16 protein-coding genes and 4 tRNA genes are annotated in these 13,000 nt (G+C 58.2%); 9 read left to right on the forward strand and 11 right to left on the reverse strand.

Annotation, left to right across the window (positions count from 1 at the left end):
- Window positions 1-212: 212 nt before the first annotated feature.
- Complete coding sequence (locus tag OLZ32_RS13505) at window positions 213-1,364, forward strand: major royal jelly family protein (protein WP_264421293.1); 1,152 nt, start codon at window positions 213-215, stop codon at window positions 1,362-1,364.
- Window positions 1,365-1,433: 69 nt separating this feature from the next.
- Here OLZ32_RS13505 and OLZ32_RS13510 read toward each other — a convergent pair.
- The 4 genes from OLZ32_RS13510 to gloA all read right to left on the reverse strand — a co-directional run bounded on the left by OLZ32_RS13510 (window position 1,434) and on the right by gloA (window position 3,529).
- Window positions 1,434-1,508, reverse strand: a tRNA-Glu gene (locus tag OLZ32_RS13510).
- Window positions 1,509-1,582: 74 nt separating this feature from the next.
- Window positions 1,583-1,657: transfer RNA gene (locus OLZ32_RS13515), tRNA-Glu, on the reverse strand.
- 197 nt (window positions 1,658-1,854) lie between these two features.
- The gene (locus OLZ32_RS13520) at window positions 1,855-2,913 is read right to left on the reverse strand and encodes a YcbK family protein (protein ID WP_406648215.1); all 1,059 of its coding nucleotides are present in this window, start codon (window positions 2,911-2,913) and stop codon (window positions 1,855-1,857) included.
- 175 nt (window positions 2,914-3,088) lie between these two features.
- On the reverse strand, window positions 3,089-3,529 hold the full coding sequence (gene gloA / locus OLZ32_RS13525) for a lactoylglutathione lyase (protein ID WP_017988206.1): 441 nt from the start codon (window positions 3,527-3,529) through the stop codon (window positions 3,089-3,091).
- 195 nt (window positions 3,530-3,724) lie between these two features.
- Between gloA and OLZ32_RS13530 the strand changes: the two genes are divergently transcribed.
- The 3 genes from OLZ32_RS13530 (at window position 3,725) to OLZ32_RS13540 (ending at window position 5,397) form a co-directional block, all read left to right on the forward strand.
- Entirely contained in the window at window positions 3,725-4,303 is a 579-nt protein-coding gene (locus OLZ32_RS13530) for a cold-shock protein (RefSeq protein ID WP_003539135.1), read from the forward strand.
- A gap of 2 nt (window positions 4,304-4,305) precedes the next feature.
- Window positions 4,306-4,794 (forward strand): DUF192 domain-containing protein, encoded by a 489-nt coding sequence (locus OLZ32_RS13535; RefSeq protein WP_264395650.1) that lies wholly within the window; start codon window positions 4,306-4,308, stop codon window positions 4,792-4,794.
- 294 nt (window positions 4,795-5,088) lie between these two features.
- The gene (locus OLZ32_RS13540) at window positions 5,089-5,397 is read left to right on the forward strand and encodes a hypothetical protein (protein ID WP_264421297.1); all 309 of its coding nucleotides are present in this window, start codon (window positions 5,089-5,091) and stop codon (window positions 5,395-5,397) included.
- Window positions 5,398-5,510: 113 nt separating this feature from the next.
- On the opposite strand, the gene OLZ32_RS13545 is transcribed toward OLZ32_RS13540, so the two are convergent.
- Window positions 5,511-5,587 (reverse strand) — tRNA-Pro (locus OLZ32_RS13545).
- Window positions 5,588-6,229: 642 nt separating this feature from the next.
- Here OLZ32_RS13545 and OLZ32_RS13550 point away from each other — a divergent pair.
- On the forward strand, window positions 6,230-6,535 hold the full coding sequence (locus tag OLZ32_RS13550; protein WP_003539138.1) for an ETC complex I subunit: 306 nt from the start codon (window positions 6,230-6,232) through the stop codon (window positions 6,533-6,535).
- Between the two features lie 57 nt (window positions 6,536-6,592).
- A tRNA-Arg gene (locus OLZ32_RS13555) sits at window positions 6,593-6,669 on the forward strand.
- Between the two features lie 280 nt (window positions 6,670-6,949).
- Here OLZ32_RS13555 and OLZ32_RS13560 read toward each other — a convergent pair.
- The 3 genes from OLZ32_RS13560 to OLZ32_RS13570 all read right to left on the reverse strand — a co-directional run bounded on the left by OLZ32_RS13560 (window position 6,950) and on the right by OLZ32_RS13570 (window position 9,279).
- Entirely contained in the window at window positions 6,950-8,179 is a 1,230-nt protein-coding gene (locus OLZ32_RS13560) for an RDD family protein (RefSeq protein WP_264421299.1), read from the reverse strand.
- A gap of 185 nt (window positions 8,180-8,364) precedes the next feature.
- Complete coding sequence (locus OLZ32_RS13565) at window positions 8,365-8,697, reverse strand: hypothetical protein (protein ID WP_029873137.1); 333 nt, start codon at window positions 8,695-8,697, stop codon at window positions 8,365-8,367.
- 291 nt (window positions 8,698-8,988) lie between these two features.
- On the reverse strand, window positions 8,989-9,279 hold the full coding sequence (locus OLZ32_RS13570; protein ID WP_011651794.1) for a DUF982 domain-containing protein: 291 nt from the start codon (window positions 9,277-9,279) through the stop codon (window positions 8,989-8,991).
- 41 nt (window positions 9,280-9,320) lie between these two features.
- Between OLZ32_RS13570 and OLZ32_RS13575 the strand changes: the two genes are divergently transcribed.
- Window positions 9,321-9,521 (forward strand): hypothetical protein, encoded by a 201-nt coding sequence (locus OLZ32_RS13575; protein ID WP_155248937.1) that lies wholly within the window; start codon window positions 9,321-9,323, stop codon window positions 9,519-9,521.
- 166 nt (window positions 9,522-9,687) lie between these two features.
- On the forward strand, window positions 9,688-9,867 hold the full coding sequence (locus tag OLZ32_RS13580; RefSeq protein WP_003539245.1) for a hypothetical protein: 180 nt from the start codon (window positions 9,688-9,690) through the stop codon (window positions 9,865-9,867).
- 188 nt (window positions 9,868-10,055) lie between these two features.
- Here the strand turns inward: OLZ32_RS13580 and OLZ32_RS13585 are convergent, their stop codons facing one another.
- Both OLZ32_RS13585 and OLZ32_RS13590 read right to left on the reverse strand, forming a co-directional pair.
- The gene (locus OLZ32_RS13585) at window positions 10,056-10,367 is read right to left on the reverse strand and encodes a hypothetical protein (protein WP_264421303.1); all 312 of its coding nucleotides are present in this window, start codon (window positions 10,365-10,367) and stop codon (window positions 10,056-10,058) included.
- 146 nt (window positions 10,368-10,513) lie between these two features.
- Window positions 10,514-10,963, reverse strand: a complete 450-nt coding sequence (locus OLZ32_RS13590; RefSeq protein ID WP_264421305.1) for a DUF3597 domain-containing protein — start codon at window positions 10,961-10,963, stop codon at window positions 10,514-10,516.
- 467 nt (window positions 10,964-11,430) lie between these two features.
- On the opposite strand from OLZ32_RS13590, the gene OLZ32_RS13595 reads away from it, so the two are divergent.
- Window positions 11,431-12,030 carry a hypothetical protein gene (locus OLZ32_RS13595; RefSeq protein WP_017988214.1) on the forward strand — a complete coding sequence of 200 codons (600 nt, stop codon included), beginning with the start codon at window positions 11,431-11,433 and terminating at the stop codon, window positions 12,028-12,030.
- A 161-nt stretch (window positions 12,031-12,191) separates the two neighbouring features.
- Here OLZ32_RS13595 and OLZ32_RS13600 read toward each other — a convergent pair whose 3' ends face one another.
- A complete protein-coding gene (locus OLZ32_RS13600; protein ID WP_264421307.1) occupies window positions 12,192-12,965 on the reverse strand; it encodes an amino acid ABC transporter ATP-binding protein in 774 nt (257 codons plus the stop codon).
- Between the last annotated feature and the right edge of the window lie 35 nt (window positions 12,966-13,000).

Below are 13,000 nucleotides of genomic sequence, written 5' to 3' on the forward strand. Positions count from 1 at the left end.
GCTGAGCGGCAGTGCCGATCTACAAAACTCGCAGAGCTGATAGAGGGCATCGATCCTGCCAATAAAACGGGTCCAGCCCTGAGAATTGGCGGGTCTTTCCCAGGCTTTCCACCGTGTCATTCCAGCTGTCGCGGCGTTCCACGCGCACGCACGCCGATTCGATGGGCGGTCGTTTGCTTGCCGTCGTGTGACTTTACCAAGAGGAGGATATCATGAAAATTGGGCGTCGGAGATTTATGACTGCTGCTGCCTGCACTGCGGCTTCCGGCTTGCTGCCGGTAAGAGGTGTATCGGCGGCAGGGGCAGAACTCATTCACGCCGTGGCGGCAGAAAGTCCATGGTTCTGCAATCAGGTGGCGCTGACAGCCAAAGGAGACATGTTCTTCGGCCTGCCGCGCTATCCGGATTATGATCAGACGCCCTGTCTCGCAAAGCGGGGTCCGGACGGAAAGCCAGCCGCCTTTCCGGGAAACGCCTGGAACGAATGGAAGCCCGGTGACGACGGTTTTGATAGCTTCGTCTATGTCAACTCGATCCATGTCTTCAAGGACGGGACTGTCTGGGCGGTGGACCAGGGAGCACTGCGCGCAGACTCCTATCCGCCTGCACTTTCCGAGCCTCACAAGGGCGCGCAGAAGCTTGTTCAATTGGATGCGGACTCCGGCGAGGTGCTGCGGGTTCTGCGCTTCGGCGACGACATTCTGCCGAAGGGCGCGAAATTGAACGACCTGCGCGTGTTCGGCGACCATGTCTACGTCACGGACTCCGGGTTGGGCGCCTTGATCTATCATGACCTCAAGACCGGCGTTACGCTTCGCCGGATGTCTGGTTTTCCTGAGATGCAGGCAAAGGTCGAACCGAATATGCAGCAGGGGAGCCACCAGACCCCAAAAATCGACATGATCGAGGTCAGCGACGACGGGGAGTGGCTCTATGCTGCAGCACCGACCGGCCCATTCATCAAGATCAAGACAGCAGCGTTGCGCGACGCGTCGCTTTCGGATGACGACCTCGCCGGACAGGTCGAGGAATACGCGACGATCGCACGCAGCGGCGGCTGCGCCCTTGATGCGAACGGCAACCTCTATCTCTCCGAACTGGACAACAAGCGGGTGACGGTCTTGTCACCGACCGGAGAGACTGCGGTGCTGACGTCGGATGACGAGTTCATCAGTCCGGACGGATCGTTCATCAGTGTCGATCGCAAGCTCTATATTCCGGTCACGCAATCGCGCCGAACGAGGCTGTTCGGCAACAAGCAGGAGATGGTGAAACGGCCTTGGAAGATCTACGTCGTCGATCTGCCCGAAACATTCGGAGGCATCAAGCTCGGCGCCTCTCTGAATGGACCGTCGCTCCCCTGATGCATATCGGAGCAGCCGAGCCCTGTTCTGGTTAAATAGAACGCCGAGAATGGCTTCTTTGACCAGGAGTGGTACGCCCTAGGGGAGTCGAACCCCTCTTTACAGAATGAGAATCTGTCGTCCTAACCGATAGACGAAGGGCGCAGGCAGCCTCGTTAAAATAGGAGCGCGCGCCGGCTTCTGCAAGCGGAAGTGATGGCTTCTATTTGGAGAGAAAGTGGTACGCCCTAGGGGAGTCGAACCCCTCTTCCCAGAATGAAAATCTGGTGTCCTAACCGATAGACGAAGGGCGCTTCCTTCGTGGTGGCGCCCTTATAGTCAGGCGTTTTGAATCCCGCAAGCGGAATTGCGGTTTTCTTTCAAAAAAATGACAGGAAATCCGACTGCGTTCGAGAAGCCGATTATTGAAGCTGAATCAATAGGCTGCCGGTTGTTTCTTTAACGAGACGAGGCGCAGCTGCCGTAACGTAATGCGAAAATCGCGCAGCCGTCAGATCGCTCTTGCCGTCGCTATCGGTGCGCGCTTGCCGCCGCAGCCCCAGTTCCAGTCGCGGGTTTTGCCGGTATCGAGGTGAACCGAATCCGTGTGGCAGTAGGTGCCGACGCCGCCGCGGTCCGGCAACGAGCGGATATAGGCGGCGATATCCCATTTCGTAACACCGTCGATCTGGATGTCGGCGGCCTCGCAGCTCTTGTGCATCGATTCGTCGGCGCCGCCGACGAGGCGGTTATGCTCTTCGTCACGGTAGCCGGAGGTGACGATGACCGGCCGGCCGAAATGACTTTCGACCATCTTGATCACTTTCAGCAGGTCGGGTTTGAAGCAGCCGACCTCGACCTTTTCGTTCTGGAGATGCAGCCCGTTCGGCGCGATACGCGTCATGCCGGGCAGGGCCGCCTTGTGCAGCAGGCCCGAGAGGCTGCCGAGCAGGTTTTGCTTCGGCGCGCTGTAGAGCGCGTTCATCGTCGAGGTCGGAATGCTGGCCGTCGCCAGCGACGCTGTTTGCACGGGCGCAAGCTGCATGCTGCTATTTTGTGAGGATTGCTGCGGCAGCACCGGCTCCGCCGGCTGTGTGGGCACGGGCGGCTGGCTGTAGACGCTGCTTCGGGCAGGTGCTGCACCTTCCACCGGCACATAGGCCTGCGGCTGAATGACGGTGGACGTGCTGTTGTTCTGCGGCGCCGGCTGGTGATCGGAAAAGATGCTCATCGCCTGCGCGTTGATCCTAGTCGACTGCAGGACGAGCCCGCCGATATTGGCGGGCGCCGCCGTCGCCGAGCCGGCGGGCGGGACGGCTGCATTCGGATCTTGTGCCACCACCTGAGGCGCGCCCTGGACGCCGGAGACGTTGACGAGCCGGGGATCGGTATAGACCGAACGTGGGGCAGGGCTTGCAGGCGCTGCCGTGGCCAGCTGCGGCGCTGCGGCCGGCACGGCCGGAACAACCGCCGCCGAATCGAGCGCCTTCTTGTCCGACGCGCAGCCGGACAGCGCCAGCACCGAGGTGGCGATCAGCAAAGCGCCCGTCACGGGCATCCGCATCAGCATCTTACGCAAGCGACAGTCTCCAGTTGATGCGGAAAATCGGCGAAAAACGCTTCTCTTCCGCTTCGAGTCGTCAGGAGATTGCCTGCGGCGTCGGATCGCGGCAAGCGCCGAGGCGCCGGCCGGACCCGAAATCGAAAAAGCCGCAAGCCTCGCAAAAGCCTTGCGGCAAAAACCCTTACCAGGCGCCGGTATTGCCCATCGAGGCCCAGGGCTCAGTGGCCGGAAGCGGGCTGCCCTTCTGCAGGATTTCGATCGAGATGCCGTCGGGCGAGCGCACGAAGGCCATGTTCCCGTCGCGCGGCGGCCGGTTGATGGTGATGCCGTTGTCCATCAGATTTTGGCAGGTGGCGTAAATATCGTCGACCTCATAAGCGAGGTGGCCGAAATTGCGACCTCCGCTATAATCTTCCGTGTCCCAATTGTAGGTCAGCTCGAGGCAGGGGGCTTTTTCGCTGCGCGCACGGTCGAGATCGTCGCGAGCAGCCAGGAAAACCAGGGTGAAGCGGCCCTTCTCGTTTTCGTGGCGGCGAATTTCCTCCAGTCCGAACAGCGTGGTGTAAAAGGCAAGCGAGGCGTCCAGGTCTTTGACACGAACCATTGTATGTAGATAACGCATTCTATTTACTCCTTTATTGGGGCTGGCTTTTTTCGGCGAACCGAGGTCAGCTTCGGGCAAGTCAACTTTATAAAATGTGCACCTGGGAATAACCGAAAACTAGGACTTGCGCTTATCCGTTACCAAGATGTTAATCTTGATTTCAAGAATCAGTTAACCGTAACAGTGTGACGCGTATTCGAGGGGCTGGCGACAATGGCTGACAGGATTTCATCGAACGAATACTCCGACCTCGACGAGCTATCAGGAGAGGCGGTCGATCTTGTTGAAATCACCGGCGTCGTCAAGTGGTTCGATGTCGCCAAGGGTTTCGGCTTCATCGTGCCCGACAACGGCTTGCAGGATGTTCTCCTGCACGTGACCTGCCTGCGCCGCGATGGTTACCAGACGATCCTCGAGGGAACGCGCATCGTTGCCCTCATCCAGCGCCGCGAGCGCGGCTATCAGGCCTTCAAGATCCTCTCGATGGACCAATCGACCGCGGTTCATCCCTCGCAGCTGCCGCCGGTGCGCACCCATGTGCAGGTCACCGCGACGAGCGGCCTCGAGCGTGCGCTGGTCAAGTGGTTCAACCGCACCAAGGGCTTCGGCTTCCTGACGCGCGGCGAGGGCACCGAAGACATCTTCGTGCACATGGAAACGCTGCGCCGCTTTGGCCTGACGGAACTGCGCCCCGGCCAGGTGGTCCTCGTCCGCTTCGGCGACGGCGAAAAGGGCCTGATGGCCGCAGAGATCCATCCTGACGTTCCGAGCCCGGCAAGCCGGTCGCACTGAACATGCGCGGCCTAATCCTATTTGATGCCATCAGAAGCGCCTTATTGGCGCTTTTTTTCATGGTTGCGCTGCCGGCGTTCGCTGACGAGGAGATGCGGTTCGACAAGGAGCCGCTGCTCATCCAGACCGCTGCGGGCAAGGTGCTGCATTTCACCGTCGAGATCGCCGCGACCCCGGATCAGCGCGCTCGCGGACTGATGTTTCGTAAGACGATGGGCGATGATGCCGGCATGATCTTCGATTTCGACCAGCCGCGGCGCGTCACCATGTGGATGGAAAACACCATACTGCCGCTCGACATGCTTTTTGCCGACGACACCGGCACGATCCGCCACATCAAGGAAAAGGCGGTGCCCTATTCGCGCGACATCATCGATTCGATGAGCGCGGTGAAATACGTCGTCGAACTCAACGCCGGCATCGTTGCCAAACTCGGAATCAAGCCGGGCGACAGGATCGTCAGCGCCACGACGACGAAGAAGGCGAAGTAGCGGCGCACGCGACCGCGAGCAGCGGTGCTGCCTGTCAAGGAATTCAACAATATCGGGATATTTGAATGGTCGGAGTGGAGAGATTCGAACTCCCGACCCTCTGGTCGAACGGACAGTCGGCTTAAGCGCGCGGATACGGAAAGGCGCAGGAGCCGAGGAGGGACGCCACCAGAAATATGCAAGTGAAGCGAATCATCATTTCTCTACCATAATGGGAAGATGCTTATTTCTTCGATGATATGTTGGCTCTCGCGTATGGCCGTATGCTGAGCACGGGTTTCTTTGGAGGGTAAGGTGACAAAGCGCGTAAGTATTATCTGTCTAGTAGGTTTCATCCTCTGTTTACTTGGCGTGCTTGCCCTGGGAAATTTAAGTGGGGGCGTGGAGCGTATGCAGGGGTTCGTTAGATATACATACGATATTCTTTGGGTGCTTCTTGCTATACTATTTCTGCCGGGCCTGATGAGTTATTTATTTTCGCGGTCGTGGCGGGAGTTTCGCAAGGATAAAGCCAATAGAGAATTCGTGCGCAAGAACCCCTTGCTGACATTTTTTATTTGGCGCGAAATCAGGGACGAGGGGATAGACGATGGGCAGCATTAGTGTAAGCGGCTTGTAGGAATTTGCGCCCACGGCGGCAGGTGCTTTCACAAAGCCCGTTCCCGGCGTGATCGCGGCGATACCAAATTCAATATTAAATTCAGTGGGAAAAACGGTGGTCGGAGTGGAGAGATTCGAACTCCCGACCCTCTGGTCCCAAACCAGATGCGCTACCAGGCTGCGCTACACTCCGTGCCGTGAATGGCAGGGGAGATACACGGTTCACTTCGCCGTCGCAACCCATAAATCCAGCTCTGGTCGAAGATTCCTCGCCAGACCCGTGGATGCAAGACAGAAAAATCTTGATAGGCCGCCAGCCTGCTTGCCAGGCGCACGAGTTCGGTTTGCCTGGCGCAATTGTACGTCAGCACAAGGCTACCTCAGCCGTGGGCGATCAGGCCGATATATTGGGCGTAGCTGATGACAACGTAGAAGAACGCCGTGATGCCAGCGCCTATCACAATGGCATTGAACTCCGCCGAACGTTTGATCATGAGCTGCAAATCCACTGAAATCGATTGAGCCGTAAACTAGTGCCGAGGGAAGGCAGCGGCAATCAGGTTGTGATCACAAGGTGAGACAAGCGGAAATATTGCGAAATCCGGCCGGCAATCACCGGATTTGAAGGGGAGGCGGTTTCGGCGGTCATGCGAACGGAGTCGACGGCTGCGTCGCACACCGCCTTTTTTCTTGAAAAAGCGGGGATTCGCGGCTAAGCAAAATTCATCTCTTGGCATTATCCTCAGCGATGATGCCAAGGTCCGAGAACGGGCCGGCAACGGGATTGAGACCATGAAAGGCGGGCGCTGCCCGCATAGTCGGAGACGCTGCAGTCATGTCTGCCAAGATCTATCGTCCAGCCAAGACCGCCATGCAGTCCGGCAAGGCCAAGACCCATCTCTGGGTGCTTGAATACGATCAGGAGTCGGCGCGCAAGATCGATCCGATCATGGGCTACACTTCCTCGGGCGATATGCGCCAGCAGGTGAAGCTCACCTTCGAAACGCAGGAACTCGCCGAAGCCTACGCCCAGCGCAATGGCATCGAATACCGCGTCATCGCACCGAAGGATCCGGTCCGCCAGGTCGTCGCCTATCCGGACAATTTCCGCTATACCCGCACGCAGCCCTGGACGCATTGAGATTTCTGGTCCAGATATGCCGCATCCGGTCGCGCTCGTGAGACGCGGCCGCCGGACGGCCCCTTAGCTCAGCTGGATAGAGCACCTGCCTTCTAAGCAGGTTGTCGCAGGTTCGATTCCTGCAGGGGTCGCCACCATCTTACGCAGCGCCAGATGCGTCTGGACAGCCTTCAAGATTACCGGACTCCACGCCCACATACGTCTGGCCTCTCGGTCCGCCGGAAGATCCGGCGTCGCTTCTGGCAGATCGACAGCTTTATCCGCGCGACGGCCTGCGTTACAGCCGCCTGTGTTCACGCGCGCCGTCCGCTGGGAGCACCCGCTGAACATTGTCGATTTTACATCCACAATGAGCACAGGAAAGGTTAGATCTTGCCGAGGCTTTATGGGCAATAACACGGCATTTCGATATGCTCAGTTTGCCGTCCCGAACATTGCTTGCACGAACTTGTCCTTCTCGGCCGATTGCGCGGGTGAATTACCCCTTGCGAACATCAGTGTCCTCCATGCGTCACGGCCGGCAACGACAATGGTCACCTCGACGTTGGCGTCATTGAAGTTTACGGACTTTCCTGTGGCTCGCAGAGCGGGTATCCCCTGAACGGTGACTGGCTTCCATTCAGTGGTGATGCTGATGTCTGAGGCGACCGCCTTCTTGATCGCATCCGCATAGGCGGCGGGCTCGATTCCTTCGGACGGAAACTGCTCGTAACCGAGTATAGCCTCGGCGAGTAGGTCGTTGGAGGCGAAGTAGAAAGCTCGGCCGCTATTGGTGGTCATTTCCTTCGCCTGCCAGGTCTTTCCGATGATTGCTGGTTTCTTCGTCACCGGGTTGACCCATGTCTGGGTGGCGGCGAGGTTTCTGGAGGCCTCTTGATCCTCGACCCGCAGGACGATGTGGCCCGTGAACAGGGCCATGACGACCACGATCGCCGTTCCAAGCCGCATCTTCGACGGATTGGCGACGACCGGAGGATTGCCTTCGTCGTAGCTTGCGGTCTTACCTTCCGCGAGGCGGCGGTATTGGTGGATTTGCGTGAAGAGGGCGACGAAGGGTATGCCGAGACCCAGGCCGGCGACCCACACCTTGAACTCTCTACCGAGGAAGAAGCCGATGCGGCTGCGGTCAACGGGAACAGGTACGCGCACGCCGACGATAGCCTTGCCGGGCGTATAACCCGTTGTGATCATGCACAGGGCGAGGAATAGGGTGACGAGCGGTAGCAGAAGGAGACCGAATAGGCCCGTGTTCATCGTGACAATCTGTAAGTAGACGTCCGGCGCATACAAGACCGCCAGGAGGAAGATACAGAACCCGAGGAGCGGCACAAATATGAGATTGTCGATGAACCTCGCCCAGAAACGAGGCCATGGTCGAGACGTGATGACCACGCCTTCTCCGCCTACACGCGGTTCGAAAGCGGGCGGTGGTCGCTTAGAAAGCTGGACGACAGGCAAAGGTGGCGGCGCAACGAAGGCTGACGCAAACTCTGGATGTTCGGTGGCTCGTTGCCGTGCGTCCATTCCCTCATGCCACAGGTAGGTTTCGCCTGTGATCTGCCCGCTTTCGATGAGTTCTCGAAGTTCGTCTTCGCCAACAGGACCCTTTTGATTCTGTCCGACCGCATAATACCAATCTGCCATGCTCTAGCCCCCATGCCCTTGACGGCAACAATTAGCAAGAGCGTAGAGCATCGTAAAGTTGCAGCAAGACGATAAGGTAAACGCCGATCGCAATGCCGGTACACCAAGATCGGCTCGTTGCTACTTAAACGACTTTGGGCGGACGGCTTGCGAGCCTGACACCGCAAGCCGGCGGCGCATCCTGTTTAGCGACCTTGAAAAATTTTGATCAGCTTCGGAGTGGGCCGGTGGCGTCTGATGTCAACGACGTCGTCATAGGTGGCGCGACCGGAAGCGATCGCTGCGACAAATCGATTGCAGCCAACGCGGGCAGCGTCTTTGTCCGAGGTGTTTGTCAAAAGGCCGAAGTTGCGAGTGGTCTTTCCGTCGAAGCCCCTCACGCATTCTTTGACGGCTTCATTTCTCGCTCTCGAGCTGCCCTGCAGCAATGTGACGAGAGCATCATAGTCCTGACGCGTCGGCGTGCAGGCAGTAAGCAATCCCATGGCAATCAATACTGTTACGATACCAGCGCGCATTATTATATTATTCCCTTAATTACCCATTGATCGGCGTTCGATGTTTATTTCGATTCGTGTGACGCGGGAAAGACCATGTGCGAAATTGCGAAGGTCGATCGGAAGGCAGAAATGCCTTGCTTCAAACGCGCTTGAAATGGCGAAGCCAGGAAGATGCGCGCGGTTCGAATTCGGCAGTCGTTCCGTTATTCGCCAAAGCTCAGGAACGCGGTGCCCATATCTGTTCGAGCGGCGGATTTGCACTGCTCGAGCGTTTACGCAAATTCTTCCCTTGAATCCGCTCGAGCGATCTCAGTGAACGACCGAGAGGTAGCGGATGCCGGCTTCATCAGCCGCTCTCATCAACGCTTCCCGCGCGGCGCCCGGGGGCGTGGTTCCGCGGATGGCGTCGAGGCATGTCCTCACCGCCACGACGTACTCCTCGCCATCATCGCCCGGCCATTCGGAAATGAGCATGGTCGCTGCATCTCCGAGGGTCCTGACGACGCTGTATTTTTCCTGGCCGCTCATGAGGATCCTCAGCGCGGGAAACTGATGCGATGTGTACCGATTCATGACATTTGGTCCTTGCATCATAAACATATTAGTAACTCTGCAAGAAGCGTTCCAACTGACGCCGCAGGATGATTATCTTCTATGAATCGGCAAAAGCAGTCGGCAACGCTTCTCCAGGCAGGAAGCCGGGAACTTGTTTTAAACACATTGCCGTCATATTGATTCATCTATCGAAATTGCTTGTCGAGCTTGGTTTGCGCTCTGGCGTCCCGGCTGATCTTTCCTTTCAAAATCGATTTCTGCGCCGTCCGGCAGCCGCCGGAGGGTGATTGTCATGCCGGTTGAGGGGGAATCGTCATGAATGCAGGCAAGTCTTTGATCGACGCAAGCCTCCAGCAAACGCACATCGTCGCTGCCTGATATGCCTTCGGTCTTTGACCGCGGAAGTCAGTGCCGGCATTCCGGCTGGGTTTTCCAGCCATTGAGGAGAATTTCATGAGCAAGACCAATGCAGAGGCACTGTTGCGCAAAGCGCAGCGCCAGGTTGCCAATACCAGCGGCGGTGGCCATCTCGGCGGCACCAACTTCGGTCAGGGCAATGACGCCAAGACAGCGTCCGGAAGCGGCAACCGCCCGGCGGGCAAGGGCCGGCCACCAGCTGGCGGCAAACGCTGACGACAGCGTCGCGCGTCTTTTGAGACGCGCAAAGGACGCTGCAGCACTTTGAACTGCTGCATAATTTTGTCCGCAAATCGATTCGGTTTTAAGGAGTTATGCGGTAGCGGCAGCATCGCGATTGAAGACAGACCCGCCAAGTTTGGCGGGTTTTTTGTTAGATAGGCCTCTGAAGGGCTCGGCTCTTCTCAGCGGTCCAGGAAATGATCGAAGTAGACCTTGGGGATGGGGTAGGCGTAGACACCTCTGTCAACAAAGCTGCGCCTGTAGAGGCAATTTCTGAGAGCCGCGTTGTAGTGCAGGCTTCGCGGGTCCGGCGAGCCTCGTCGCCATGAGCTTGCCTCCGGCACGCAGTGTTGGAGTGCCTTGTCGTATCGAGCCAGGAGGACCGGGTCGGTATCGACCCGAATGCCGCTGTAGGATTGATAGTTTGACGGAGATTCTGCGGCCGATATAAAGCCCAGGCTAAGTGCAACACCAACGACTGCCATCAATCTCATCGGATTTAATTCTCCCCTGATCGATTACCAAGTATCGAGCCAAACGTTATTGGTTCCAGCGCCTGCGGGCAAGGGGATCCGCATCTGCCGGAGACGTTGCCCGCATCGCTGCCGCCACAGAAATGGCGGCAGCTGTCCGTCGTCGATCAATCCAGGAGGTCGGCCGGTACCTTGCCGCCGTTTTCCGAAAGCCGCTTCATCAATGCCTTGTGCAGCCACATGTTCATTTTTGCGGAATCGTTGGTGTCGCCGGTATAGCCGAGTTCAGCGGCAAGTTCCTTGCGCTCGGCCAGGCTCGCATCCATCCCGACGGCTTTCATCAGGTCTACGATCGAGCGGCGCCAATCGAGTTTCTGACCGCTCTTCTTTACCGCCGCGTCAAGGATCGGGACGATATCGACTGTAGCTGTGCTTGGCGCGGTGGCCGTGGGGACCGGTTTGCTCTGCGGGGCAGGGGCCGCAGGCGCCGGACTGGGGGCTGCCGACGGTGAGGCAGGCGCTTGCGCCGTCTCTGTCTTCGGCGCCCCGGCGGCAACGGGTTCGGCTGCTTTCGCCTCTCCGAAGATTGCATGTTTGATCTTGTCGAAAATGCCCATTCTAAACCTCCAGTTCCATCAGATGAGAACATTCTGAAACATGGACTTCCCGCTTGATATATCCAGGCGGAAAGGGAGTTATTTTTAGCATGTTCAATCGCTGGTGGAAAAGCCAATGCCCGCGACAGCTGTGGTCGATATCAAGGAAAAGCTGTCATCGGATTATTCGCCGCCGGCTGAAGATTGCTGGCGCCATCGGAGCGAATACTTCAGCAGCCCTCCGACTGTCAGCAGACATGCCCGCTTTTGGCACAGTCGGTCGGGCGATTCGCAATTCAATAACCGCGAAACATCATTATACGCCGCCGAACCGACTTGCTGCGCCCTGTCGTGAAACATTCGTCATCCCTTCACGTTGCCTTGCCATGGACGTCCTGTAGTTGCAGGCGTCCGATCGATCGAAGGTGCGCGCGTTCCTCGATTTTCGACTGCCGGGCAGATCGTCCGGAATGGAAACGGAGGAAGACATGACCCAGAACCACAATAGACTCTCCTTTGCAGTGCTCGCATCCACCTGCGCCCTCCTTGCCATGCCGGCAAGCGATGCGCGTGCGATCGATGTCGGTGTGTCGGTGAATGCAGGCAATGCCGTCAGCGCCGATGTCGGGGCTTCGATTGGCGGCGGGCGCGGCATCAGCGCCGATGCCAATGCTTCCGTTGGCGGCTCGAATGGCGTCAATGCCGATACGACCGCCAGTGCCGGCGGCGGCCGCGGTCTCGACGCAGACGTCAACGCCAGGATCGGGCGGGGCGTCAATGCCGATCTCAATGAAGGCACCGGCGGTTCCGATGGAATCGATGCCAACGCCACGGCCTCGGTTGGCGGCGGTAATGGCGTCGATGCCGATCTCGCCATCGGCAGGGTAGATGGGGCAGGCAGCAGCGGCAGACCCGCGGGCGAGCGCAGCCTCAGCGCGTCCCAGATCCGCACCCTGGCGGCCTTCCAGGCGAGGCCTGTCAATGAGCAGCGCAAGATGCTCGTCCGTTGCGCCGATATCTCCGCCTCCGGCGGTGATTCCGGTCTTGCCGGTCTCTGCAGTCTGCTGCAGGCGACAGCCTCCCGCTGAACGTGAAAAGACCCGCCGAACCACAGGGTTCGGCGGGTCTTTTCAAAGGATACTTCCTAAAGCATGTCTCGCAAAAGTGTGCAGCGGTTTTGCGACAAAGACATGCGGAAAAACAAAGGCCTAAAGCGCGGCACGCGAATCTGAAAGATCGCAACCGCGCTTTAGTGCAGGATCTGGCTGAGGAACAGCTTGGTGCGTTCGTGCTGCGGGTTATCGAAGAACTCGGCCGGTTCGTTCTGTTCGACGATTTGGCCCTGGTCCATGAAGATGACCCGGTTGGCCACCTGGCGGGCAAAGCCCATTTCATGCGTGACGCAGAGCATGGTCATGCCTTCCTCGGCGAGACCCACCATGGTGTCGAGCACTTCCTTGATCATTTCGGGATCGAGCGCCGAAGTCGGCTCGTCGAATAGCATGATCTTCGGGTTCATGCACAGCGACCGCGCGATCGCCACGCGCTGTTGCTGGCCGCCGGAGAGTTGGCCCGGATATTTGTTGGCCTGCTCCGGGATCTTGACCCGCTTCAGGAAGTGCATGGCCACTTCTTCGGCCTGTTTCTTCGGCATTTTGCGGACCCAGATCGGCGCCAGCGTGCAGTTTTCGAGGATCGTCAGATGCGGGAAGAGGTTGAAGTGCTGGAACACCATGCCGACTTCGCGCCGTACTTCGTCGATCTTCTTCAGATCGTTGGTGAGTTCGGTGCCGTCGACGATGATGCGGCCCTTCTGATGCTCTTCCAGCCGGTTGATGCAGCGGATCATCGTCGACTTGCCCGAACCCGACGGGCCGGCAATGACGATGCGCTCGCCGCGCATGACCTTCAGGTTGATGTCGCGCAGCACGTGGAAATCGCCGTACCACTTGTTCATGTTGACGATCTCGACCGCCACTTCCGTTGCGGAAACGGTGAGCTTTTTCGCTGGAGCTTCAGCCATGACTATTTTCCCTCATTCTTATCGTTGTAGCGTTC

The organism is Rhizobium acaciae, assembly GCF_025941625.1.
GTDB lineage: Bacteria > Pseudomonadota > Alphaproteobacteria > Rhizobiales > Rhizobiaceae > Rhizobium > Rhizobium acaciae.

Coding starts and splice junctions, on each gene's coding strand:
- OLZ32_RS13505 (WP_264421293.1), top strand. CDS start 213: ATGAAAATTGGGCGTCGGAGATTTATGACTGCTGCTGCCTGCACTGCG.
- OLZ32_RS13550 (WP_003539138.1), top strand. CDS start 6,230: ATGTCTGCCAAGATCTATCGTCCAGCCAAGACCGCCATGCAGTCCGGC.
- OLZ32_RS13585 (WP_264421303.1), bottom strand. CDS start 10,367: ATGAGATTGATGGCAGTCGTTGGTGTTGCACTTAGCCTGGGCTTTATA.
- OLZ32_RS13530 (WP_003539135.1), top strand. CDS start 3,725: ATGGCTGACAGGATTTCATCGAACGAATACTCCGACCTCGACGAGCTA.
- OLZ32_RS13535 (WP_264395650.1), top strand. CDS start 4,306: ATGCGCGGCCTAATCCTATTTGATGCCATCAGAAGCGCCTTATTGGCG.
- OLZ32_RS13595 (WP_017988214.1), top strand. CDS start 11,431: ATGACCCAGAACCACAATAGACTCTCCTTTGCAGTGCTCGCATCCACC.
- OLZ32_RS13575 (WP_155248937.1), top strand. CDS start 9,321: ATGATTATCTTCTATGAATCGGCAAAAGCAGTCGGCAACGCTTCTCCA.
- OLZ32_RS13565 (WP_029873137.1), bottom strand. CDS start 8,697: ATGCGCGCTGGTATCGTAACAGTATTGATTGCCATGGGATTGCTTACT.
- OLZ32_RS13580 (WP_003539245.1), top strand. CDS start 9,688: ATGAGCAAGACCAATGCAGAGGCACTGTTGCGCAAAGCGCAGCGCCAG.
- OLZ32_RS13570 (WP_011651794.1), bottom strand. CDS start 9,279: ATGTTTATGATGCAAGGACCAAATGTCATGAATCGGTACACATCGCAT.
- gloA (WP_017988206.1), bottom strand. CDS start 3,529: ATGCGTTATCTACATACAATGGTTCGTGTCAAAGACCTGGACGCCTCG.
- OLZ32_RS13590 (WP_264421305.1), bottom strand. CDS start 10,963: ATGGGCATTTTCGACAAGATCAAACATGCAATCTTCGGAGAGGCGAAA.
- OLZ32_RS13600 (WP_264421307.1), bottom strand. CDS start 12,965: ATGGCTGAAGCTCCAGCGAAAAAGCTCACCGTTTCCGCAACGGAAGTG.
- OLZ32_RS13560 (WP_264421299.1), bottom strand. CDS start 8,179: ATGGCAGATTGGTATTATGCGGTCGGACAGAATCAAAAGGGTCCTGTT.
- OLZ32_RS13520 (WP_406648215.1), bottom strand. CDS start 2,913: ATGCTGATGCGGATGCCCGTGACGGGCGCTTTGCTGATCGCCACCTCG.